At 73.2% G+C, this 22,297-nt stretch carries 24 protein-coding genes; 10 read left to right on the plus strand and 14 right to left on the minus strand.

Annotation, left to right across the window (positions count from 1 at the left end; all coding sequences use genetic code 11):
• Positions 1–2: 2 nt before the first annotated feature.
• The 9 genes from ACOOHC_RS11005 to ACOOHC_RS11045 form a co-directional block, all read right to left on the minus strand.
• Positions 3–1,724: a peptidoglycan D,D-transpeptidase FtsI family protein gene (locus tag ACOOHC_RS11005; protein WP_420450453.1), complete on the minus strand. Its 1,722-nt coding sequence runs from the start codon at positions 1,722–1,724 to the stop codon at positions 3–5.
• Positions 1,725–1,954: 230 nt separating this feature from the next.
• Entirely contained in the window at positions 1,955–2,500 is a 546-nt protein-coding gene (locus tag ACOOHC_RS11010) for a hypothetical protein (protein ID WP_420450454.1), read from the minus strand.
• The gene (rsmH, locus tag ACOOHC_RS11015) at positions 2,500–3,447 is read right to left on the minus strand and encodes a 16S rRNA (cytosine(1402)-N(4))-methyltransferase RsmH (protein WP_420450455.1); all 948 of its coding nucleotides are present in this window, start codon (positions 3,445–3,447) and stop codon (positions 2,500–2,502) included. The genes ACOOHC_RS11010 and rsmH overlap by 1 nt, the downstream gene beginning before the upstream one ends.
• The gene (locus tag ACOOHC_RS11020; protein WP_420450456.1) at positions 3,444–3,869 is read right to left on the minus strand and encodes a division/cell wall cluster transcriptional repressor MraZ; all 426 of its coding nucleotides are present in this window, start codon (positions 3,867–3,869) and stop codon (positions 3,444–3,446) included. The genes rsmH and ACOOHC_RS11020 overlap by 4 nt, the downstream gene beginning before the upstream one ends.
• 268 nt (positions 3,870–4,137) lie before the next feature.
• Positions 4,138–4,806 carry a lipoyl protein ligase domain-containing protein gene (locus tag ACOOHC_RS11025; RefSeq protein ID WP_420450457.1) on the minus strand — a complete coding sequence of 223 codons (669 nt, stop codon included), beginning with the start codon at positions 4,804–4,806 and terminating at the stop codon, positions 4,138–4,140.
• Between the two features lie 16 nt (positions 4,807–4,822).
• On the minus strand, positions 4,823–5,320 hold the full coding sequence (locus ACOOHC_RS11030) for an HNH endonuclease (RefSeq protein ID WP_420450458.1): 498 nt from the start codon (positions 5,318–5,320) through the stop codon (positions 4,823–4,825).
• Between the two features lie 27 nt (positions 5,321–5,347).
• The gene (locus tag ACOOHC_RS11035; protein ID WP_420450459.1) at positions 5,348–5,599 is read right to left on the minus strand and encodes a hypothetical protein; all 252 of its coding nucleotides are present in this window, start codon (positions 5,597–5,599) and stop codon (positions 5,348–5,350) included.
• 7 nt (positions 5,600–5,606) lie between these two features.
• A complete protein-coding gene (locus ACOOHC_RS11040) occupies positions 5,607–6,827 on the minus strand; it encodes an acyl-CoA dehydrogenase family protein (RefSeq protein WP_420450460.1) in 1,221 nt (406 codons plus the stop codon).
• Positions 6,827–7,729 (minus strand): ROK family protein, encoded by a 903-nt coding sequence (locus ACOOHC_RS11045; protein ID WP_420450461.1) that lies wholly within the window; start codon positions 7,727–7,729, stop codon positions 6,827–6,829. The genes ACOOHC_RS11040 and ACOOHC_RS11045 overlap by 1 nt, the downstream gene beginning before the upstream one ends.
• A 166-nt stretch (positions 7,730–7,895) precedes the next feature.
• Between ACOOHC_RS11045 and ACOOHC_RS11050 the strand changes: the two genes are divergently transcribed.
• The 3 genes from ACOOHC_RS11050 (at position 7,896) to ACOOHC_RS11060 (ending at position 12,394) form a co-directional block, all read left to right on the plus strand.
• Positions 7,896–8,882, plus strand: a complete 987-nt coding sequence (locus ACOOHC_RS11050) for an AAA family ATPase (protein ID WP_420450462.1) — start codon at positions 7,896–7,898, stop codon at positions 8,880–8,882.
• A 63-nt stretch (positions 8,883–8,945) separates the two neighbouring features.
• On the plus strand, positions 8,946–10,121 hold the full coding sequence (locus tag ACOOHC_RS11055; RefSeq protein WP_420450463.1) for a DUF58 domain-containing protein: 1,176 nt from the start codon (positions 8,946–8,948) through the stop codon (positions 10,119–10,121).
• Positions 10,118–12,394, plus strand: a complete 2,277-nt coding sequence (locus tag ACOOHC_RS11060; protein ID WP_420450464.1) for a transglutaminaseTgpA domain-containing protein — start codon at positions 10,118–10,120, stop codon at positions 12,392–12,394. Before ACOOHC_RS11055 ends, ACOOHC_RS11060 begins: the two co-directional genes overlap by 4 nt.
• 48 nt (positions 12,395–12,442) lie before the next feature.
• On the opposite strand, the gene ACOOHC_RS11065 is transcribed toward ACOOHC_RS11060, so the two are convergent.
• Positions 12,443–12,772, minus strand: a complete 330-nt coding sequence (locus ACOOHC_RS11065) for a DUF3040 domain-containing protein (RefSeq protein WP_420450465.1) — start codon at positions 12,770–12,772, stop codon at positions 12,443–12,445.
• 78 nt (positions 12,773–12,850) lie between these two features.
• The gene (dinB, locus tag ACOOHC_RS11070; protein WP_420450466.1) at positions 12,851–14,143 is read right to left on the minus strand and encodes a DNA polymerase IV; all 1,293 of its coding nucleotides are present in this window, start codon (positions 14,141–14,143) and stop codon (positions 12,851–12,853) included.
• Positions 14,144–14,183: 40 nt separating this feature from the next.
• Between dinB and ACOOHC_RS11075 the strand changes: the two genes are divergently transcribed.
• From ACOOHC_RS11075 to ACOOHC_RS11095, 5 genes are all read left to right on the plus strand, one after another.
• On the plus strand, positions 14,184–14,483 hold the full coding sequence (locus tag ACOOHC_RS11075; protein WP_420450467.1) for a hypothetical protein: 300 nt from the start codon (positions 14,184–14,186) through the stop codon (positions 14,481–14,483).
• Between the two features lie 34 nt (positions 14,484–14,517).
• A complete protein-coding gene (locus ACOOHC_RS11080; protein WP_420450468.1) occupies positions 14,518–15,381 on the plus strand; it encodes an inositol monophosphatase family protein in 864 nt (287 codons plus the stop codon).
• Between the two features lie 157 nt (positions 15,382–15,538).
• The gene (locus ACOOHC_RS11085) at positions 15,539–16,219 is read left to right on the plus strand and encodes a response regulator (RefSeq protein WP_420450469.1); all 681 of its coding nucleotides are present in this window, start codon (positions 15,539–15,541) and stop codon (positions 16,217–16,219) included.
• A gap of 28 nt (positions 16,220–16,247) precedes the next feature.
• Positions 16,248–17,693, plus strand: a complete 1,446-nt coding sequence (locus ACOOHC_RS11090) for a HAMP domain-containing sensor histidine kinase (protein WP_420450470.1) — start codon at positions 16,248–16,250, stop codon at positions 17,691–17,693.
• Positions 17,690–18,304, plus strand: a complete 615-nt coding sequence (locus tag ACOOHC_RS11095) for a GerMN domain-containing protein (protein ID WP_420450471.1) — start codon at positions 17,690–17,692, stop codon at positions 18,302–18,304. Before ACOOHC_RS11090 ends, ACOOHC_RS11095 begins: the two co-directional genes overlap by 4 nt.
• Before the next feature lie 15 nt (positions 18,305–18,319).
• Here the strand turns inward: ACOOHC_RS11095 and ACOOHC_RS11100 are convergent, their stop codons facing one another.
• Positions 18,320–19,354 (minus strand): 6-phosphofructokinase, encoded by a 1,035-nt coding sequence (locus ACOOHC_RS11100; protein WP_420450472.1) that lies wholly within the window; start codon positions 19,352–19,354, stop codon positions 18,320–18,322.
• A 32-nt stretch (positions 19,355–19,386) separates the two neighbouring features.
• Between ACOOHC_RS11100 and ACOOHC_RS11105 the strand changes: the two genes are divergently transcribed.
• Together ACOOHC_RS11105 and glpK are read left to right on the plus strand one after the other, a co-directional pair.
• A complete protein-coding gene (locus ACOOHC_RS11105; protein WP_420450473.1) occupies positions 19,387–19,758 on the plus strand; it encodes a hypothetical protein in 372 nt (123 codons plus the stop codon).
• Between the two features lie 50 nt (positions 19,759–19,808).
• Positions 19,809–21,293, plus strand: a complete 1,485-nt coding sequence (gene glpK, locus ACOOHC_RS11110) for a glycerol kinase GlpK (RefSeq protein WP_420450474.1) — start codon at positions 19,809–19,811, stop codon at positions 21,291–21,293.
• A gap of 19 nt (positions 21,294–21,312) precedes the next feature.
• On the opposite strand, the gene ACOOHC_RS11115 is transcribed toward glpK, so the two are convergent.
• A complete protein-coding gene (locus ACOOHC_RS11115) occupies positions 21,313–21,567 on the minus strand; it encodes a hypothetical protein (protein ID WP_420450475.1) in 255 nt (84 codons plus the stop codon).
• A gap of 109 nt (positions 21,568–21,676) precedes the next feature.
• Positions 21,677–22,291 (minus strand): hypothetical protein, encoded by a 615-nt coding sequence (locus tag ACOOHC_RS11120; RefSeq protein WP_420450476.1) that lies wholly within the window; start codon positions 22,289–22,291, stop codon positions 21,677–21,679.
• Positions 22,292–22,297 lie beyond the last annotated feature (6 nt).

Consider the following 22,297-nt stretch of genomic DNA (forward strand, 5'->3'; position numbering starts at 1 on the left):
GCTCAGCCCTCGCACCCGACGCTGCCGTCGGCGGGCTGGATCCCGAGCTCGTGGATCAGGCTCGGGGCGAGCTGCGCGAACACCGGAGCCGCGGCCGTGCCGCCGAATCGGTCACCGCTCTCCGACGGCGGCTCGTCGAGGGCGACCAGGACGGTGACCTGCGGGTCGTCGGAGGGGAAGAACCCGACGAAGCTCGCGTAGTAGATGCGCCCACCCTCGTCGTCGAAGTAGGTGCCGTTGCCGGCAGCCTTGAACGCGGTGCCGGTCTTGCCGGCGATCGAGAGCCCCGGCACCGCGGCGCGCGTCGCTGTGCCGTCCTCGTCGCACACGACCCGCCGCATCATCTCGCTGGTCGCCGCGGCCGCCTCCTGCGACACCACCCGACGGGTGGGCGACGCCGGGAGCTCGTCGGTCGTGCCGTCGGGTCCGACGGTCGCCCGGACGAGCTTGGGTTCGACGTGGACGCCGCCGTTCGCGATCGTGTTGATCGCGGTCACCATCTGGATGGGCGTGCTCGACATCCCCTGCCCGTAGGCGACGGTGACGCGCTCGCTGCCGAACAGCTGGTCGACCGGCTTGAAGATGCCGGCCGACTCGTCGGGGAACGCGAGAGCGGTCGTCGACCCGAGCCCGAACTCGGTCATGTAATCGTAGTGGACGAAGCGCCCCATCCGCTCCTGGATCCCGATCGTGCCGATGTTCGACGACTCGACGAGGATGTCCGAGACCGTCATCACCTCGGTCGGGTGCTCGTGGGAGTCGGTGAGCTCGTCGTCGGCGTACACCTTCTTCCAGGGGACGGTGAAGGTGGTGTCGGGGCTGACCGAACCGGCGTCGAGCGCCCCCGCGACCGTGATCACCTTGGCGACCGAACCGGGCTCGTAGCTGTCGACCGCGACGAAGTTCCCGTTGGTGACGACCGGCTCGCCCGAGTCGGGGTCGCGGCGCACGGAGGCGTTGGCGTAGATCTCGCCCGTGTCGGTGTCCATCACCACGATCAGCCCGCCGCGTGCGCCGATCTCGGCGACGCGATCGAGCAGCACCTGCTCGGTCGAGTACTGGATCGAGCGGTCGATCGTCAGCACGAGGTCGTCGCCAGCGACGGGCTGCTCCGACACCGTCTCGGATCCGGGGATCGTGCGGCCCTCCGGCGCGATCTCGCGCGTCATCGACCCGCCGCGCCCGCGCAGCGCCGCGTCGTACTGCAGCTCCAGCCCGGCGATCCCGTTCCCGTCGATGTCGGTCCGTCCGAGGACGGATGCGCCCGTCTGGCCGCCCGGCAGCTCGCGCCGCGCCTCGGGGTCCACGTTGACCCCGGCGCGGTTGAGCGCGTCGATCTGGTCGCCGATTGACGCGTCGACCTGTCGGGCGACGTAGACGAACCCCCGTTCGCGCAGCGCGACCTCGCGCTCGAGGCCGTCGACGGTCTCGGCATCGAGGGCGAGGAGGTCGGCGAGCAGGCGAATCGTGTCCGACCCCGGGTCGACGAGCTTCGGGTTGATCGAGATCGCCGCCGCCGGGACCGAGATCACGAGCTCGTTGCCGTGGCGGTCGAAGATCGTGCCGCGCTGGGGGACGATCTGGATCGTGCGCGTCCACTGCTCGGTGCCGGCCGTGCGGAACGACTCGGCGTCCGACGTCTTCAGCATCGCGACGCGCGCGACGATCGCCGCGAGCATGACGGAGAGCACGACGAGGGCGGTGAGCAGCCGGATGCGGGGCACCCCCGAGCGAGCGTGACGGGCGCGCTCGTCGGGTGAGGGCGCCGTGATCCGCGGTCGGGGCGGCGCGGGACGGCGCGCGGGACCCGCCGGGGAGCGGCGAGGCGGAGCCGAGCCGCGCGGCGACCCGGGCGAACCTCGGGCCGCGCGGCGCGCCGCGGGGTGCGAGCGGTGGGAGCGGCGACGGTCCTCGACCGGCCGGCGGTCCTTCACGAGCGGGGGCCGGGACGCGGTCACGGCGCCTCCACCGAGACGGCCTTGACGTCGCGGAACTGATCCAGCGGGTCGGCGTCCAGGATGATCCGCCGGGTGTCGTCGTCGGCCACGCCGGCGGCCGCGATCTGCGTCGCGAGGCGAGCGGCGTCGACCTCGACGAACCGGCTCGTCTCGCCGTGCACCATGCCGAGCTCGAGCGCCGCCACCCCGATCCGCTGCGGGGAGCGCAGGACCGCTCGATCGCGGCGCAGCTCGTCGAAGCGGCGACGCTCGTCACGCACGTCGCGCTCGAGCTGGTCGATCGTCAGCTGGCGCTCCGCGAGCTGCGTGTGGAAGACCGCGGCGCCCAGCATCGCCACCATCACCAGGGTGAGCGCGAACCCGCCGACGACGGCGGGCCACCGGCGACGCCGGCCGACGATGCGCAGGTCGGGCCGGGAGCTCGGCGACGCCCCCGATCGACCCTCGAGGTCGCGACCGCCCGCGACCCGAGCGTCGAGGTCGAGGTCGAGGTCGGAGTCGGGCCGGCGATCCGCGGCGGGCCGGGGCGCGACGATCGCCATCAGCGCTCCGCCTTCGGGGTGGGATCGATCTTCTCGACGACGCGCAGCCGGGCGCTCGCCGAGCGCCGGTTCGCCGCCTGCTCGGTCGCGCTCGCCCGCTTGGCGACGCCACGCACGATGCGCACGGTCTGCACGGCGCCGCACACGCAGGGCAGGTCGTGCGGGCAGTCGCAGGCCCCGGCCGCGACGGCGAAGCGCTCCTTGACGATGCGATCCTCCCCCGAGTGGTACGAGAGCACCGCGACCCGGCCTCCGGTGACGGTCGCCGCCATCGCACGGTCGAGGGCGTCGGGCAGGACCTCGAGCTCGGAGTTGACCTCGATGCGGATCGCCTGGAACGTGCGCTTGGCGGGGTGGCCGCCGGTGCGGCGCGCCGGCGCGGGGATCGCCGAGGTGACGACCTCGGCGAGCTGGGTCGTGGACTCGACCGGGCGTGCGCCGACGATCGCGTCGGCGATGCGGCGTGCGAAGCGCTCGTCGCCGTGTCGGCGGATGACGCGCGCCAGCTCGTCGCGCTCGTAGCCGTTGACGACGTCGGCGGCCGACCACCGTTGGCGATCGTCCATCCGCATGTCGATCGGACCCGCCGAGCGGTACGAGAAGCCCCGCTCGGCGCGATCGAGCTGCGGCGACGACACGCCGAGATCGAACAGCGCCCCGCTGATCGACCCCACCCCGTGGCGGGCGACGGCCACGTCGATCTCGTCGAAGCGGCAGCGGCTCGTCCGGACCCGGTCCGCGAAGCGCTCGAGTCGCTCTCGCGCCGCCGCGATCGCGTCGGCGTCGCGGTCGATGCCGATGACGTCGATGTCGGCACGCCGCTCCAGCAGCGCCGCGCTGTGCCCTCCGGCGCCGAGGGTGGCGTCGACGATCGTCCCCGGAGGCACCGCGTCGAAGATCTCCGCGATCTCGGCGACCATCACCGGGTCGTGCTCGAAGCCGCTCATCGAGGCGCTCCGATCTCGCCGGCGATCTCGTCCTTGCCCGCCGACTCCTCGGACTCGTAGCGGCCGGGCTCCCAGATCTCGATCCGGTCGAGCGATCCGAGCACGACGACGGGTTCCTGGGGCGCGATCCCGGCGTGGTCCCGGAGCCGCTGGTCGACCACGAGCCGGCCCTGCTTGTCGAGCCCGGCCGCCACCACCGAGGAAGCGAACGCGCGCTGACGGCTGCGCGAGACGGTCCCGGCCTTGACCGCGTCGATCATCTCCTGGGCCTCGCTGCGGAAGGTCTCGTCGGACATGATCCGCACGCAGCCGTCGTCGCCGTAGGTGAGGTAGCACTGCTCGCCGATGCTCGAGCGGAACGCCGTGGGCAGCGCGACCCGTCCCCGCTCGTCGAGCTGACGCTCGTACACACCGACAAACACGTACCCGAACCCGTCTTCCTGCCTCGACGCCCCCGTGGACCTGCCATGCGTCGCGCGCTCACCGCTCGACGGCCCGGGATCGACGGGACACTCCCCCAGGCGGCCCCATCATGCCCCCATCCTCCCCCGTCGTCAACATCTGCCCCCACATCTCGGCAAGGAACTTCACGAAAGGCGACGGTTTGACCGCGCAGAGAGAACCAGTCAGCGACCTCGCAGCCGGGCGGGCGTGGCGCTCCCGTCGCAGGTGACCGACCGGCGGGACGGGTCAGTCGAGGCCGTCGGGCGCCCGGAGGGAGCGCACGAGGGCGTCCGGGAGGGCGTGCGCCACCTCGGCGTCGACCGTGGCCACCGCCCGCAGGGCCCCGACGTCGACGGGGGTCGCCAGCAACTCGACGAGATCGCCGTGGTCGTGGGTGACGTACCAGCAGCACTGGAGCCGCGCCGCGTGGCGGACCCGACGCTGACTCGTCCCGACGAGCTTCGCTCCACCGCGCGTGAGCTCACCCGGAGCGAGGCCGTCGAAGCAGACGACCGCCGACGCGGCGGTGCGGACCATCGGCGCGTCGTGGACGACCACGTCGCTCACCCCGAGCTCGGCGAACGCCCGACGCAGGTGGCGGCCGAGCCACACCATCGGGACGTGGACGTCGTCGGACCAGCCCGGTCCCCCGGCCGGGACGATCACGTCGACCCACACGACCTCGCCCGGCACCAGCCACACGGCGCCCCCGCCGCTGCGCCGCCGCACCACCTCCACCCCGCGCCGTCGACAGGCCGCCAGGTCGACGTCGTCGTCCGACTGGGTCGAGCCCAGCACGAGGGCGGGCGCGGTGACCTCGTGCACCCACACCTGCGACGTCGCCGGGTCGGGGACGGCCAGCGCGTGGAACTCCCCGGCGGTCGAACGCCGACGGACGACCTCGACGCCGGTCACCCTGGGCGCACCGGCGTCACGACGCGATCGCCAGGTACGGCCGCCACGCATCGGGCATCGAGGCGACCGAGACGACCACCCACGCCGTCGAGCGCGGTGCCCGGCACGGCCGCTCGAGGTGCATGCCGGCCTCCTCGGGGGTCCGGTCGCGCTTGGAGAGGTTGCAGGCCCGGCAGGCGGCGGCGACGTTCTCCCACGTGTGCGGCCCGCCACGCGATCGCGGCACGACGTGGTCGATCGAGTCGGCGCGCCCGCCGCAGTACTGGCACCGGTGCTCGTCGCGGGCGAAGACGGCTCGGCGCGACATCGCCGTGCGGCGTGCGTAGGGCACCTTCACCATGTACCGCAACCGGATCACCGAGGGCCGTGGCAGGGTCAGGGTCTCCGAGCGGATCGGGGCGCCGTCGTCCGCGAGGATCTCGGCCTTGTCCGCGAGCACGAGGCAGGTCGCCCGCCGGGCGGACACCACGCTCAGCGGCTCGTACGACGCGTTCAGGACCAGCGCTGCCTGCACGCCGGACCTAGCCGATCCGACGGGGGCTCATCGCGGCCCCGACGCGCCACGGCGCCAGTCACGGCACCAACGGAGGTGCTCGACCACGTCGTCGCTCCGCCACCCGTGCGAGGCGTCGCCGTACTGGGTGAGCAGCCGGAACCGGAGGTAGTCGCCCGAGGGGACCGGGAGGAACGGCTTCCGGCGCCACCACCCCGGCGGCGCCGTGAGCCGCGCCTGGCGCCACGCCGTCGCCCACAGCTCGGGTCGGCGGGCGATCGCGTACGCCGAGCGGATCACGGGGAGGTCACTGCGGCTTCGGCTCCTTGGGGAGCCCGAGGATCATCTCGCCGACGATGTTGCGCTGGATCTGGCTGGACCCGGCGTAGATCGTCCCGGCGCGGGCGTTGAGGAAGGTGGTCACCCACGAGCCGGAGGTGTTCGCGGCGCCGGGGTCGTCGGTCGAGAACGACGACGACGGCCTGCGGCCCTCGACCACCATCGCGTCCGCCCCCAGGATGTCGACGGCGAGCTCGGTGACCACCTTGTGGTACTCGCTCCAGAAGAGCTTGCCGATCGCGGCGTCGGGCCCGGGGTGGTGACCCTGGAGGAACTGGGTCAGCACGCGCAGCCCGTTGAAGCGCATGATCCGCACCTTCGAGTGGCACCACGCGAGCTTCTGGCGGATCACCGGGTCGTCGGCGAGACCACGCTCGATCGCCATCGCCTGCAGCCGCTCGTACTCGGCCTGGAACCGGATCGGGGCGGTCGCGGCCGCTTCGCCGCGCTCGAAGCCGAGCAGCGACATCGCGACCGCCCAACCGTTGTTGACGCCGCCGACGACGTTCTCCCGGGGGACCCGCGCATCGGTGTAGAAGACCTCGTTGAACTCGCTGTCGCCGCTGATCATCTCGATCGGGCGCACCTCGATCCCCGGCTGGTCCATCGGCACCAGGAGGAACGAGATCCCCTTGTGCTTCGGGGCGCCGGGATCGGTGCGCGCGAGGGTGAAGATGTGGTCGGCGAGGTGCCCCGCCGAGGTCCAGATCTTCTGGCCGTCGAGGATCCACTCGTCGCCGTCGAGCTCGGCTCGCAGACCGACGTTGCCGAGATCGGAGCCGGCGTCGGGCTCCGAGTAGCCTTGGCACCAGGTGTCGTCGCCGCGCAGCAGCCGGGGGAGGTAGTGCTCCTTCTGCTCGTCGGTCCCCCACATCAGCAGGGTGTTGCCCAGCATCTGGATGCTGAACGCGTCGTTGGGCCCGCCCGACGGCACCCCGGCGCGGGTGAACTCCTCGGCGAGGATCACCTGCTCGAGCTGGGTCAGCCCGCCACCGCCGTACTCCGTCGGCCACCCCGGGGCCAGGTAGTTCGACTCGAAGAGCACCTCGCGCCACTCCGCCACGAAGGTCTCCAGCTCGTCGAGGGGGAGCGCACCGGTCCCCTGCCAGCCGGTCGGCAGCTTCTCGGCGAGGAACGCCTGGACCTTCTCCCGGTACGCCTGGGCTTCGGGTGAGTAGGTGGGATCCATCACTCCATCGTAGCCATCGGCCCTCGACCGCGTGCCAGCGCTGCGGCCCGCACCGACGGCCCGATGTGCTCGACCGGCTCGACGATCGTGACGCCGGACAGGTTGGGCAGCCGCGAGCGCGCGGCGAGCTCGCGGCGGGCGGTGTGGAGCAGCGCGTCGCCGAACACGTCGACCACTCCCCCGGTGACGAACACGGTGTCGACGTCGACGGTCGCGCACATCGTCGCGATCGCGCGCCCGAGCATGATCCCGCCGCGCTCGATCGTCGAGGCGTTCGCCCGCCGCAGGGGTCGGTTCAGCTCGGCCTCGAGCGCGATCGACGACAGGTAGGGCTCGAGGCACCCCGATCCGCCGCACCAGCAGGGCAGCCCGAGCGGGTCGACCGTCACGTGGGCGATCGCCCCGGCGTTCCCGTGGGCGCCCGACAGGCGCACGTCGTCGATCACGCACGCCGAGCCGACCACCGCGTCCGCCACCACGGCGAGGTAGCTCGACACCGCCCCCGCCTCGCCGTGCAACCGCTCCGCCTCGGCCGCCGCGGCTCCGGCCGAGGCGACGATCGTCGGGCGGTCGGTGAGCGACTCGAGGTGGTCGCGCAGCGCGAAGGAGCTCCACGACGCCACGTAGGGCGGCCACACGGTCCCCGCCTGCTCGTCGACCGGACCGACGCAGCTCGCGCCCACCCGGGTGAACGGGGCCGACGAGGTGGGCGCCGCCGCGAGGACCCGGCGCACGAGGCGCTCGAGCGTCCGCCACACGTCGCGCGCCGGCATCGAGACCCGATCGCGGACGACGACCTCGCCGCGGTCGTCGACGAGGGCGGCGGACAGGCGGGCGGGCTCCACGGCGACGGCCAGGACCGGGGGCTCGTCACGCCGGCGGTCCGGCGCGTGGTCGCTCACGGCGCGGGGCTCACGCTGGTCGGCTCACGGTCGTCGCTCACGGATGGCACGCTGCGGGGCTCACGGTGCTCGGATCGTAGCGACGGGGGCCGACCGCGGCGCGACGTCGACGCCGTTCCCCCCCACCGATCCGGAACGGCGCCCGGATGGGTCTACCCTGCTCGTCGTGACGACCGAGATGAGCGCCGACGCGACGGCATCGGATGCGGCGCACCGCACGTTCTCGCGCCTGTTCGACGCGATCACCTCGAACATCGCCGAGGTGATCCGCGGCAAGCGGGAAGCGATCGAGCTCGCCGTGATCTGCCTGCTCGCGGAGGGCCACCTGCTCGTCGAGGACGTCCCGGGAGTCGGCAAGACGAGCCTCGCGAAGGCGCTGTCGGCATCGGTCGACTGCTCGTGGCGACGGGTGCAGTTCACCCCCGACCTGCTCCCGACCGATCTCGTCGGGGTCAGCGTGTACTCGCGCTCGACCGAGACGTTCCGGTTCGAGCCGGGGCCGATCTTCGCCAACATCGTCCTCGCCGACGAGATCAACCGGGCGTCGCCCAAGACCCAGTCCGCTCTGCTCGAGGCGATGGAGGAGCGCCAGGTCAGCGCCGACGGCGTCAGCCGGCCGCTCCCTCCCCCGTTCATGGTCATCGCGACGCAGAACCCGGTCGAGCAGGAGGGGACGTACCGCCTCCCGGAGAGCCAGCTGGACCGCTTCCTGCTGCGGATCGCGATCGGGTACCCCGATCGCTCCGCCGAGCTGCAGATGCTCGACGACCAGGGCTCCTCCGACGCGCTCGCCACCCTCGGACCCGTCGTGTCCGCCGAGGAGGTGCTGACGATGTCGGCCGCCGTGCGCTCCGTGTACATGGCGTCCGCGCTCAAGGGCTACCTCGTCGACCTCGCCGAGGCGAGTCGGCGGCACCCGGCCATCGAGCTCGGCCTGTCGCCCCGGGCGACGCTCCAGCTCGCCGCGGCGACCCGGGCCCAGGCCGCCGCCCGGGGACGGAACTACGCGACCCCCGACGACGTGAAGGACGTGGGGGCGTCCGCGCTCGCGCATCGCATCGTGCTGCGGGCGGACCACGGCGGCCGCCTCGACCACGACGACGCGATCCGCGAGGTGTTCGACGCGGTCCCGGTCCCCGTCGCCCGGTCGTGAGATGAGCTCCGAACGCCGCGGTCGCGCCGACGGAGCGCGGAGCGATCGAGGGGGGTCGGGGCGATGACCCGCTTCGGGGTCCTCGCGATCGTCGCCGGCGTCGCGGCCATCCTCGTCGGGCGGACGTTCGGCGTGATCGAGCTCTACGTGATCGGCGCCGGCTTCCTCGCCGCCGTCGCCGTCGGAGCGCTGTTCGTCGCCGCCCGCCTCCCACGGGTCACCGCCACCCGGTGGATCCACCCCACCGTCCTCGTCGCCGGCGAGACCGGTCGGGTCGACCTCGAGGTGCGCCACGTCGGCCGCGTCCGATCGACGCGCTTCACGCTCCACGAACGGGTCCGTCGCCCCTTCGTCGGGGACCACACCGCCGAGCTGGCGGTCGAGCCGATGTCCGGCGGGGCATCGGCCGTCGCCGGGTACCAGCTGCCGACCACGACCCGGGGGGTCGTCGAGCTCGGGCCCGTGCGGGCCGAGGTGCGTGACCCGCTCGGCCTGCTGCGTCGCGGTCGACTCGTGGCCGGGACCGACCGGGTGACGGTCGCGCCGCGCACCCACCACCTCGAGGTCCCCCAGCTCGGCAGCGGTCCGCTGGGCCGCCACCTGCTCGCGCAGGCGCGCCGCCTCGGCACCGGCGAGTTCCACAGCCTGCGGGAGTACGCGGACGGCGACGAGCCGCGCTCCATCCACTGGCGGGCCTCGGCGCGCTCGGACAAGCTGCTGGTGAAGCAGCACTCGGTCGAGGGGCTGCGCCGGATGCTGGTCGTGCTCGACGCCGACGCGGCCTCCTACGCGGACGCCGCCGCCTTCGAGCGGGCGATCGTCGCCGCCGCGAGCCTGGTGCGCAGCGCGACGGACGCCGCGCTCGTGACCCGCTTCGTGACCGGCGGTCTCGACCTGCGCGGCCCCGACGTCGCGGTCGAGACCCTGCGCGCCCTCGCCGCGCTGTCGCCGTCGGAGGACCCCCTGCCCACGCTCGACCGGGATCCGGGTGAGGGGGTGGGGCTGCTGGTCGTGGTGTCCGGGACCCGGCGGGGGTCCGCGATCCGCGCTGCTCGAGCCGTCGTCGACCCCACGCTGGCCACCATCACCGTCACGACCGACGAGTCCGCCGCCCGTCCGATCGGAGCCGCGGCGCGCACCGAGGACGAGTTCCTCGCGACGTGGGCGTCGCTCGTCGGCCGGGGGGCGCCCGCACGGGCCCACCTCGCCGCGGCCGGAACCGAGATGGGGGTCGGGTGAGCGCCCGAGACGCCACGGCGTCACGGCGAGCGGACCTGGTCACCGACGCGTCCGCGAGCGTTGCCCTGCTCGTCTACAGCGTCGTGGTCGCGACCGGGTTCGCACGCGTGTTCAGCGGCTGGGACTTCCTCGACGAGCTGGTCGCGGTCGCGATCGTCGGCCACGGCGTGTCGTTCGGCCTGCGCCGCGCTCGTCTCCCCGTCCCGGTCGCGTTCGCGCTGACGGCGCTCGCGCTCGCGTGGACGGTCGCCGCCCTCGCGCACCGCCCGACGTTCTCCCTGGCCCTGCCGACCTCGGCGACCTGGGATGCGGTCCGCCTCGACCTCGACCTGGTCGGCGAGCAGTTCCGCGACGCGGTCGCGCCCGTGCCGTTCCTCGGCGGGTGGGACCTGCTGGCCGCGATCGGAGTCGCCGCCGCGGTGCTGCTCGCGGACACCTTCGCCTTCCGCGCGTACGCCCGAGCGGAGGCGCTGGTCCCGGGCGGGGTCCTCTTCGTGTTCGTCGCGGCCCTCGGGACCGAACGCTCGCGGATCGCCTCCACGATGGCGCTCGTCGCCGCCGGGGTGGTCGCGACGGTCGTCCTGCGCCACCACCACGCCCCCCGTTCCGCGGCGCCGATCGGACGCCGGAGCTCCTTCCCCGTCCGGGCGCTCCCGCTCGCGCTGGGCTCGGCGCTGTGCGTCGCGCTCGTCGCGGGCGTCGTCGGGCCCAGGCTCCCGGGCGCGAGCGCCGAGCCGCTGTACGAGACGAAGGGCGACGGCGGCACCGTCACCGAGGTGGTCAGCCCGCTGGTGGACATCCGCTCGCGCCTCACCAACCGCTCCCGGACGCGCCTGTTCACGATCACGGCGGACGCCGACTCGTACTGGCGGTCCTCCGCGCTCGCGGAGTTCGACGGGCAGATCTGGGGGATCCCGTCGCGACCGCTGACCCGCGCCGGCGACTCGATCGCGGAGGCGACGCCCGGGTCGGAGACCATCTCCCAGCAGATCGTCATCGACGCGCTGGGCGGGAAGCTGGTGCCGGCCGCGCCCGACCCGATCGCGGCGAGCGGGACCGGTGAGCTGGACGACACGTTCCGCTACGTCCCCGACAGCGCGACCCTGCTGCTCACCTCCGAGGACGACCTCGAGACGGGCGACGAGTTCGCGATCACCTCGGCCTCGCCTCGGCTCACCGCGCTCCAGCTCGCGACGGCGACGTCGAGCAGCCCGCCCGACCCGATCCACCTCGAGCTCCCCGACGACTTCCCGTCATCGGTGCGCGCGACGACGATCGGGGTCGTCGGGGAGGGCGCCACCCCGTACCAGGCGGCGCGGGCGCTGCAGGACTGGATGCGCGAGGAGTTCACCTACGACCTCGAGGTGCAGGAGGGCCACGGCACGAACGCGATCGAGTCGTTCCTGCGCGATCGGGTGGGCTACTGCGAGCAGTTCGCGGGGACCTACGCCGCGATGCTGCGCAGCGTGGGGATCGCGTCTCGGGTCGCCGTGGGGTTCACCCAGGGCACGAACGACGGGGCCGGCACGTACTCCGTCCTCGGCCGCAACGCCCACGCCTGGCCCGAGGTCTGGTTCGACGACGTCGGCTGGGTCGCCTTCGAGCCGACCCCCGGCCGCGGCGCTCCCAACGCCCAGGACTACACGGGGGTCACCCCGCAGCAGGACGACGGCCCGTTGGAGGGCGGCGGCGAGGGCGGCTCGGCGCCGACCACCACGATCGCCCCGGCGACCGACCCCGCAGCGGTCCCGCCCACGACCCTCCTCGACCAGGCCGTGCCCGGTCCCCTCGAACCGGTGCTCCCGCCGGGGACCTCGACCGAGCCCGTCGACGGCGGCGTCTCGATCCCGTGGCGCGCCCTGCTCGCTCTCGCGGCGCTCGCACTGGCCGTCGCGAGCCCCGCCCTCGTGCGCCGGGCCCGGCGTCGTGCGATCTCCGCGCCGGCCGAGCAGCTCGCCGCGCTGTGGGATCGGGCGACGGGCGCGATCGGCGAGAAGGGCCTCGGCCCCACGCGAGCGCTCACCCCGGTGGAGACCGCGTCGGCGACCTCCCGGGTGTTCCCGATCGCCGCACGCCCGATGACGTCGCTGGCCGAGGTCGTCACCGAGGCGAGCTACGCACCCGACGGCCAGGAGCGCCTCACGCGACGCTCGAAGTTCGGCACGACCACGCTCCAGAACTGCGCCAGCTGGTGTCGGCAGGTCGAGCGGGCGGTGGACAACTCCCTGCCCCCGCTCGCTCGGATCCGTCGCTACTTCACCGTGTGGTCGTGACCCTCGGCGCACGGGGCGCTCACGGGTGAGTCGACGGGTGGGGCCGGATCAGTCGGAGACGTCGCTCTGCTCGTCGGGACGACGAGCGTTGAGCCACGCGGAGATCGGGAGCTGACCGAGCTGCTCGCGACCGAGCAGGCGGAGCTCGGATTCGAGCTTGATCGCCATGAACAGCACGAACACGAAGGCCACGAAGGCCGCGACGAAGTTGATCGCGAGGCACACCACGGTGGTCGCGAGGCCGACGACGAGGCCGGCGACGAGCAGCGCGGATCGTCGCCGAGAGACCCGGTAGCCGCGCTGGGCGAACGTCGGGTCCTGTTCGAGTTCTTCCTCGATCTGGCGCAGGATGCGCTGTTCGTCCTCGGAGAGCGGCACCGCATCATCATCGCACGTCGCGCCGGAATCCTCAACGCGACGGACGAGGTTCGTGGTTCTCGTCGGTGCGCCGCCGGATCACCCCCGGTCGCGGTCCCACGGAGGGGGGTCGTCGAGGTCGGGTCCCCACTGCTGCGCGCCCCGCCGCACCACCTGCGAGCGCCCGGCGACCACCGTGCTCGCCGGACCGATCGCGCCCTCCCCGAAGCGCCGTCGGATCGCATCGAGGGCGTCGGTAGCGCCGGTCGCGTCGGCGACGGACGGGTCGAGGTCGTCGAAGCTGAGCTGGGTCGACGGCGGTCCGAGGCCCGACCCGCTCAACCCGAGGAGTCGCACGCCCGGCGTCGGGTCGATCGCCTCGAGGGCCGGAGCGACGAGGTCGACGATCTCCGCCGCACGATCGACGTGGTCGGCGGTGGTGATCGAGCGGGTGATCGTGGTGAAGCCGGCGAAGCGGACCTTGAGCTGCCAGGTGCGTGCAGCCACCCCCTGGTCGCGCATCCGTCGGGCGACGGCGTCCGCCAGGCGCACGAGCTCGCGGTGCACCTCGGCGGGGGTGTGCTTGTCGACGGGGTAGGTCTCCTCGTGACCGATGGACTTCGCCTCGCGGTCCACCTCGACCGGGCGGTCGTCGGAGCCGACCGACAGCTCCGCCAGGTGGCGCGCGAGGTTCGCGCCGAGCGCGTGCTCGAGCACGACGCGGTCGAGGAGTCGCAGGTCGCGCACCGAGCTCACCCCGATCCTCGACAGCTTCTCCAGCGTGGCCGGTCCGACCCCCCACAGTCGTCGGACCGGGAGCGGATCGAGGAACTCCTGCTCACGGCCGCGCTCGACGGCCGTCACCCCCTCCCCCGGCTCGACGCGGTCTCGGTGGGCGACGGGCTTGGCCTCGACCGAGGCGAGCTTCGCGACGAACTTGTTCGACGCCACGCCGACGCTGCACCCGAGGCCGAGCTCGGCGGCGATCTCGTCGCGGATGCGGTGGCCGATCACGGGGCCGTCGCCGAACAGCCCGAGCGCCCCGCTGACGTCGAGGAACGCCTCGTCGAGCGAGAGCGGCTCGACGAGCGGGGTGTAGCGATCGAGGATCGCGCGCACCTGCCGGCTCACCTCGCCGTAGTGCGCGTGGTCACCGGGCAGGAAGACCGCGTGGGGGCACCGGCGCCGGGCGATCGCGGAGGGCAGCGCCGAGTGGACGCCGAAGCGCCGCGCCTCGTACGACGCCGCGGCGACCACGCCGCGGTTCCCGGTGCCGCCCACCACCACCGGGAGCCCGACCAGCTCGGGTCTCCGACGCAGCTCGACCGACACGAAGAACGCGTCCATGTCGGCGTGCAGGATGGTGCGGGGGCGGGTCGGGGTCGCGCTCACGGCGGTACCGACCCTACGGCGGCGGCCGTAGCCTGGCGTGGTGGCCGACCCCCAGGACGCTCGCCCCCTCTCGGCGCTCCCCCCGGTCGGCGTGCGCGTCGGCGCCTTCGTCGCGATCGCGCTGGGCGGTCTCGCCGGCGCGCTGATCGGCTCCTCGCTGATCCGGATCCAGTGCGACGGCGAGTGCGGCGTCCCGATCGGGATCGGTCTGCTCGTCGGCGCCCTCGTCGCCGCCGGCGGGATGGCGGTGGTGGCGGTCCTCGTCATGCGCGCCCTCGGCGAGTGGCGCGAGACCACCGACCGCGAGCGAGCCGGGCACGGTCCACGTGACGACGCCTGACCGGCGCGCCCCGATCGGCCGAGGTCCGGACCCGGTGACGGCGTCGGACGGGACGGGGGCACCGGGCGCGCCGCGGATCGACGCCGCCGAGGTGGCCCAGCTCCGAGGCATCTGCGAGCAGGTGGCGCACGCGGCCGGGTCCCACGCCGCGGCCGCGCGCCGTCGCCTCGGTCCGGGCACTCGCGCCAGCCACGACACCAAGTCGAGCGACGTCGATCCGGTCACCGAGTTCGATCGCGAGACCGAGGAGCTCGTGGTGCGCCGGATCCGCGAGCTGCGCCCGCACGACTCGATCGTCGGCGAGGAGGGCGCGGACCACCGCGGCACCTCCGGCGACGAGTGGCACGTCGACCCGATCGACGGGACGGTCAACTTCGTCTACGACCTGCCCGGGTGGTGCACCTCGATCGCCGTGCTGCGCGACGGCGTCGTGGTGGCCGGCGCGATCTACGCGCCCGCCGTGGACGAGGTGACCAGCGCCGGGATCGGGCTCGGGACCACGGTGGACGGGGTCGCGGTGCGGGTGTCGGCCGCGAGCGAGCTGGCGACCTCGCTCGCCGCGACCGGGTTCGCCTACGAGCTCGACCGTCGCCGCCGCCAGGGCGAGCGCCTGGGAGGGGTGATGGGGCAGGTGCGCGACGTGCGTCGCGAGGGGTCCGCAGCGCTCGATCTCGCGCACGTCGCCGCCGGTCGCGTCGACACCTACTTCGAGGAGGGGCTCAACTCCTGGGACGCGGCGGCCGGGGTCCTCGCCGTGACCGAGGCCGGCGGGGTCGTCACGACCTTCGCGGGGACCTCCCTCGACGTCCGCCGTCCGCACGGCCTGGTGGCGGCGGGCCCGACGCTGCACCCGGCCGTGCTCGAGATGCTCGGCGGGTCGGCGATCCCCGCCCGTTGACCCTCCCACGCCGCGCGCCCGGCGGGGCCGGAGCGGACCCCCGCGCCTGCCGCAGGCCCATCACGCTGGGGAGTTCGATGCCGAGCTCGTGACGCCGACGTGACGAAATCGTGACCAGTGATCGTCTCAGCGGTCACCGATCCGGCATCATGGGGTCGTGGGTACCCGCATCCTCGCAGTCGAAGACGACGAGCGCATCCGCTCGGCGGTCAAGCTGGCGCTCGAGGACGAGGGATGGGTCGTCGACGAGGCCGAGAGCGGCGAGGAGGCGATCGAGCTCTTCCAGCGCTCCTCCCCCGACGTCGTCCTGATCGACATCATGCTCCCCGGCATCGACGGGTTCGAGCTGTGCCGCACCCTGCGCCGCACCAGCGACGTCCCCGTCGTGATGGTCACCGCACGCAACGACACCCACGACATCGTCGCGGGGCTCGAGGCCGGCGCCGACGACTACCTGACCAAGCCGTTCGCGCCCAAGGAGCTGTCGGCGCGGATCCGCGCCCTGCTGCGTCGCATCCGCCCGGGGGCGCCGGGCCACGCGCGACTCGTGTTCGGTGACCTCGAGCTGATCCCCGACGAGGGCAAGGTGCTGCGCGAGGGTGACGAGGTCCACCTGACCAAGACCGAGTTCCGCCTGCTGTGCGAGCTCGCGGAGAGCCCGGGCAAGGTGCTCAGTCGCGAGGCGCTGCTCGACAAGGTGTGGGGCTACGACTACTTCGGCGACGGGCGCCTCGTCGACGTGCACATCCGCCGACTGCGCACCAAGGTCGAGAACGACCCGGCGAACCCCCGCCACGTGGTCACCGTACGTGGCCTCGGGTACCGTCTCCAGACCTGACCGGTCGAGACGTGGACCTCGTTCGACGGTGACCGTGCCGGGACCGTTCCGCCGTCTCGCCGATGGCTTGCGCCCCGCCACGGCGGGGCTGCGCCGGCGCATCCTGCTGATCATCACCCTCGGGTCGATCGCGCTCTCGTCGTTCCTCGCCATCACGACCTTCGGCCTCACCCGCTCGAACCTCGTGCAGGAGCGCGACGAGGCGGCGATCGCGACGTCGCGCCGCAACGCCCTCGCGGTGGAGAGCGCCCTGCGCCCCACGGCCCCGCCCGACGCGTTCGCCGCGTCCCAGGCGCTCGCGAACACGGGGGTGCGCGACTACACGATCTGGTACCAGGAGGCCGAGTACGGCGGCACCCCGCCGTACACCCGCGAGAACATCCCCGCCGACCTGTTCGAGCAGGTCGTCGAGGAGCGGCTGTCCGGACGCCAGATATCCGAGGTCGGTGACGAACTGAACATCGTGGTCGGCTGGGCGATCCCCGACATCGGGGCGTACTTCGAGTTCTTCCCGATCGACGACGTCGACTCGAACCTGTCCGACCTGCGCGTCGCGCTCGTGCTCGCCGGGCTGATCACGACCGGGCTCGGGGTGCTCGTCGGGGTGTTCGCGGCCCGACGGGCCGTGCGACCGCTCGGTACGGCCGCCCGCGCCGCCTCGGCGATCGCGGGCGGGCGACTCGACACCCGACTGGAGAGCACCGACGATCCCGACCTGCGCGTGCTCACCGAGTCGTTCAACGACATGGCCGCCGCGCTCGAGCGGCGCATCGAGCGCGATGCGCGCTTCGCCTCCGACGTGAGCCACGAGCTGCGCTCGCCGCTCATGACGCTCGCCGCGTCGGTCGAGGTGATGGAGGCCCGGCGCGACGACCTGCCCGATCGGGCCCGCTCCGCCCTCGACCTGCTCTCGAGCGACGTGGTGCGCTTCCAGGGCCTCGTCGAGGACCTGCTCGAGATCTCGCGCTTCGACGCCGGCGCCATCCGGTTGAACATGGACGAGATGCTGGCGGCGGAGTTCGTGCGCCAGGCGGTCGCGGTCAGCTCGCTCCCCCAGACCCCCGTCCACGTCAGCGAGCGCGCTGAGTCGTCGATCATCCGGGGCGACAAGCGGCGGCTCGCCCGGGTCGTCGCGAACCTGATCGACAACGCGCGCGCCTACGGTGGCGGTGAGCCCGAGGTGACGATGGAGATCGACGACCCCCCCGGCGAGCCGGTCTCGCACCTGACGATCGCGGTGGAGGACCGCGGGATGGGGGTCGCTCCCGAGGAGCGGTCGCTGATCTTCGAGCGCTTCGCGCGCGGCGGCGGCGCGGGGCGCCGGACGGGCAGCGAGGGAGCGGGCCTCGGCCTGTCGCTCGTCGACGAGCACGTCCGCATGCACGGCGGGAGGGTGTGGGTCGAGGACCGCCTCGACGGCGAACCCGGGGCACGCTTCGTCATCGAGCTCATGGCGACGGAGCTCGACGAGTGATCGCTCCCCCGTCGCGGCTCGTCCGCTCGATCGTCGGTGGCCTCGCGCTGCTCGGCCTGGTCGGCGCCTGCTCGATCCGCGAGGACGCCCGGCCCCGACCGATCCCCGACGACGAGACCGTCGTGTTCGGAGCGAGCGCCACCGGCGACGAGGCGACCGGAGATCGCAGCATCTACCTGCTCGCCCCCACCAGTTCCGACGAGCAACCCCAGCTCCGGTCGGTGCGGCGCCAGGACGCCTCCTCCGACCCGCTCGAGCTGCTGCGATCCCTGCTCGCCGGTCCGAACGAGGACGAGGCCGGCCTGACCACCGCCATCCCCGACGCGCTCGCCATCCAGGACGCGCGCACGGTCGGCAACCGCGTCACGATCGACATGAACGACGCGCTCAACGAGCTCTCCGACGTCGGGCTGCGCCTCGCGCTCGCGCAGATCGTCGCGACGGCGAGCGAGATCGACGAGGTCCGCCAGGTCCGTCTGCGCGTCGACGGAGAGAACCGATCGTGGCCCACGGGCAGCGGCGAGGTCACCGACGTGCCGCTCACCGTCTACGACTACCCGGGCTTCGTCGAGACGTCGCAGCCGGCCTTCCCCTCGCTGCCGACGACCTGAGGGCCCCGGGCGCCGTCAGGCGAAGAAGTGCCGCGCGACGCCGTCGAAGAGGTCGCGGTCGACGGTGCGGGTCCGTCCGACGGCCACGGTGAGGTCCTCGAGCTCGATGCGGTCGCCGCGCAGCACGACCATCTTCCCCCACGCCCGCTCGTGGGCCGCATCGATCGCGCGCACCCCGAACCGGGTCGACAGGACGCGGTCGAACGCCGTCGGCGTCCCGCCCCGCTGGACGTGACCGAGCTGCACGACGCGGGTCTCGAAGCCGGTCCGATCGCCGATCGCCCGAGCGATGCGCGTCGCCACGCCGCCGAGCACCACGTGGCCGAAGCGGTCGTAGACCTTCTCCTCCATCTCGATCGTCCCCGCGAGCGGTTCGGCCCCCTCGGCCACCACCACGATCGAGGCGAAGCGACCCCGGTGGTGGCGACGGATGAGGCGCTCGCACAGCTCGCCGACGTCGAACGGGATCTCGGGGATGAGCACCGCCGTGGCGCCCCCGGCGATCCCGGCGTGGGTCGCGATCCAGCCGGTGTTCCGACCCATCACCTCGACGACCATCACCCGGTCGTGGCTCTCGGCGGTGGTGTGCAGGCGGTCGATCGCGTCGGTGGCGATCTGCACGGCGGTGGTGAACCCGAACGTGAGGTCGGTCCCCTCGATGTCGTTGTCGATCGTCTTGGGCACCCCGATGATCGGCAGGCCGTGCTCGGTGTGCAGCCGGCAGGCGATCGAGAGGCTGCCGTTGCCCCCGATCACCATCAGCGCGTCGAGCCCGAGGTCGCTCATCGACTGCTTCACGTGATCGACCCCGTCGGGGGTGTCGAACGGGCTCCCCCGCCGGGTCCCGAGCACCGTGCCGCCACGGGGGAGCAGGCCGCGCATCGACTCGATCGTCAGCGGGGTGGTCCGGCGGTCGCGCACCCCGTCCCACGCGTCGAGGAACCCGATCAGCTCGTCGCCGTGGACCCGCTCCCCCGTGCGGACCGCGGCCCGGATCACCGCGTTCAGCCCCGGGCAGTCGCCGCCCCCGGTCAGGATCCCGACTCGCACGCGCCCGACCCTACTGGCGATTGAATGAGCGGATGGGTTGGGACTCCTCGAGGCCCGTTCCGTGGCAGCGGCTCGTTCGCGAGTGGCTGATCTACGTGGCGGTGATGGCCGTGATCCTCTTCGTCGCCTTCCGTGACTCGGGGTTCGTCGGAGCCCTCGCTGGGCTGCTGGCGTCGGGGCCGCTGTACCTCCTGCTCGGCTACGTGATGGCCAAGTTCGGCTACCAGCGACGCACGCTGTCGGAGATGCGTTCGCGCCGCGCCGAGTCATCGGGCGGACGCGATCCGGACGCGGTCGACGGGACCGACGCCGAGGGCACGTCACGCCCGCGACGGCCCCCGGCGCCGACGAAGCGGACCTCGGGTGGCGGTGACCGCCCCCGGTCCCGGTCCCGTCGTCGCTAACCGCCGCCACGTTGACCAGCGGGGCGGGGGGCGGAACTAGCCTCGGGCCGGTGAGCGAAGCCGAGTGCGTGGTGGCCATCGACGCCGGGACGACCGGGGTGCGCAGCCGGGCGGTGTTCACCGACGGCACCCCCACCGTGTCGGCCTACCGGGAGTTCGAGCAGCACTACCCCCAGCCGGGGTGGGTCGAGCACGACGCGAGCGAGATCTGGGAGGCCGTCACCTCCACCCTGACCCAGGTCGTCGACGAGGTCGGTCGGGACCGGATCGCCGCGATCGGGATCACCAACCAACGTGAGACGGTGGTGGCCTGGGATCGCTCCACCGGGGAGCCCCACGGTCGTGCGATCGTCTGGCAGGACCGTCGCACCGCCGGCCGCTGCGACGAGCTCGAGGCGGCGGGGCACCTCCCGCTCGTGCGCGAGCGGACCGGGCTCGTGCTCGATCCGTACTTCTCCGGGACGAAGTTCGCCTGGATGCTCGAGAACCGCGACATCGTGGTCGACGACGACCTCGCCCTCGGCACGATCGACGCGTGGCTGATCTGGAACCTCACGGGCGGCGAGGTGCTCGCGACCGACGTCACCAACGCGAGCCGCACGATGCTGTGCGACATCCGGGAGCGCACCTGGGACCCGGAGCTGTGTGAGATCCTCGGGGTCCCGATCGACGCGCTCCCCGAGATCGTGGCGTCGTCCGGACGCATCGGCGTCACCTCCGACCGGTGCGGGGCGCCGGCGGGGATCCCCGTCAGCGGGGTCGCGGGCGATCAGCAGGCCGCGCTGTTCGGGCAGGCCTGCATCGAGGAGGGGATGGCGAAGAACACCTACGGAACCGGGTCGTTCGTGCTGCTCAACGTGGGCGAGACGTGCCCGGAGCCGACCGAGGGGATGCTCACCACGGTCGCGTGGACGCTCGCCGACGGGACGACGAACTACGCGCTGGAGGGCTCCGTGTTCGTCACCGGCGCCGCGATCCAGTGGCTGCGCGACGGGCTCGGGGTCATCGACGACGCCGCCGAGACCGGGCCGCTGGCCGAGTCGGTGGACGACACCGGCGGGGTGTACGTCGTCCCCGCGTTCACCGGGCTGGGGTCACCCCACTGGGACCCCTACGCCCGGGGCACGATCGTCGGCATCACCCGTGGCACCGGCCGCGCCCAGCTGGCGCGGGCCGTCGTCGAATCGATGGCGTACCAGGTGCGCGACGTGATCGACGCGATGGTCGCGGCGAGCGGGACCCCGATCACCGACCTGCGCGTCGACGGCGGGGCGGCGGTGATGGACCTGCTGTGCCGGTTCCAGGCCGATCAGCTCGGCGTCACCGTGCAGCGGCCGGTCGAGCGGGAGACGACGGCGGCGGGTGCGGCCTTCCTCGCCGGCCTGGCCGAGGGGGTGTGGGAGTCGGTGGACGACATCGCGTCCGCGTGGGTGCTCGAGCGCTCGTTCGAGCCCGATCCGGACCGCGAGGTCGCGGACGATCTGCACCGGCGGTGGGTGCTCGCCGTCGAGCGCTCCCGCGGCTGGGCGTCGTGACGCCCCGGCGCGGCGGTGCTCAGGCGACGCTCAGGCAGCCGTAGCGCAGCTCGCGCCAGTCGCTCTCGCTCATCACCCGCGGTTCGTGCTCGGCGTCTCGGGCGGCGATCACGACCAGGTGCTGGCCCCCGCGCTCGACGTGCCCCTGGAGGTGGTAGCGCGGATCCCAGCGGATCTCCTCGGCGCACTCGGCTCCCATCAGCGCGACCAGGTGCTCCACGGCTCGCTCGTGGGCTTCGTCGTCGTCGACTCGTTCGATCCGATGGTCCTGCATCCGGCGTCCTCCTGTTCGTCGGAGGTTCATCGGCTCGGCAGCGATCCGACTTGAGCCGCCGCGGCGAGGCGGAGGCACCGTCTCCGACGCCGGGCGGGCGCGGCGCCGCTCACACGAGCGCGTCGGCGAGGCGCGCCAGCAGGCTGACGCGCACGCGCTCGCGCTCGTGGATCGGCAGACCCGAGCGGCCGGCGGCGACGGTGAGCCCCGAGGAGAGCAGGTGCGCCCACACGAGGTCGCTGGGCAGGGCCTCGTCGATCGAGCTGAGGTGCTCGCTGCCCGCGAGGAAGGCCTGGAGCCAGCCGACGTCGGGAGCCGAGCCGACGTGAGCCACGACGTCGGTCCCCCGCATCACGACCGCCCACTCCGCTTCGACCAGGCGCTGGACGGCGGAGCACAGCAACCCCACGCGCTCGGAGCAGGCGGCCTCGGCCATCGCCGCCCCCGCGGCCAGCGCCGACAGGTTCAGGTCGATGCGGTCGGGCTCGACCTTGCGCACGTCCTCCACCGCGACCCCGTCGACGGCGTCGATCTCGGCGGTCAGCAGCGGCACGATGTCCTCCGAGGGCAGCGAGACCGTGAGCTCGTCGACGACGCGATCCGCTCCCTGCTCGAGGATCTCGATGCCGAGCACGTCGCCACGCACGGCGCCGATCCGGCTGGCGACCTGGCCGAGCGCGCCGGGGCGGTCGGGCATCCACACGCGCACGACGACGGTGGTCATCGACGG

It is taken from the genome of Ilumatobacter sp. (assembly GCF_965215205.1).
In the GTDB taxonomy this organism is placed as follows: domain Bacteria; phylum Actinomycetota; class Acidimicrobiia; order Acidimicrobiales; family Ilumatobacteraceae; genus Ilumatobacter_A.

Bases quoted from the DNA above. Each gene is read 5' to 3' on its own strand.
- ACOOHC_RS11115 (WP_420450475.1), bottom strand. From the start codon at position 21,567: ATGCAGGACCATCGGATCGAACGAGTCGACGACGACGAAGCCCACGAG.
- rsmH (WP_420450455.1), bottom strand. From the start codon at position 3,447: ATGAGCGGCTTCGAGCACGACCCGGTGATGGTCGCCGAGATCGCGGAG.
- ACOOHC_RS11040 (WP_420450460.1), bottom strand. From the start codon at position 6,827: ATGGATCCCACCTACTCACCCGAAGCCCAGGCGTACCGGGAGAAGGTC.
- ACOOHC_RS11105 (WP_420450473.1), top strand. From the start codon at position 19,387: ATGGGTTGGGACTCCTCGAGGCCCGTTCCGTGGCAGCGGCTCGTTCGC.
- ACOOHC_RS11120 (WP_420450476.1), bottom strand. From the start codon at position 22,291: ATGACCACCGTCGTCGTGCGCGTGTGGATGCCCGACCGCCCCGGCGCG.
- ACOOHC_RS11010 (WP_420450454.1), bottom strand. From the start codon at position 2,500: ATGGCGATCGTCGCGCCCCGGCCCGCCGCGGATCGCCGGCCCGACTCC.
- ACOOHC_RS11055 (WP_420450463.1), top strand. From the start codon at position 8,946: ATGACCCGCTTCGGGGTCCTCGCGATCGTCGCCGGCGTCGCGGCCATC.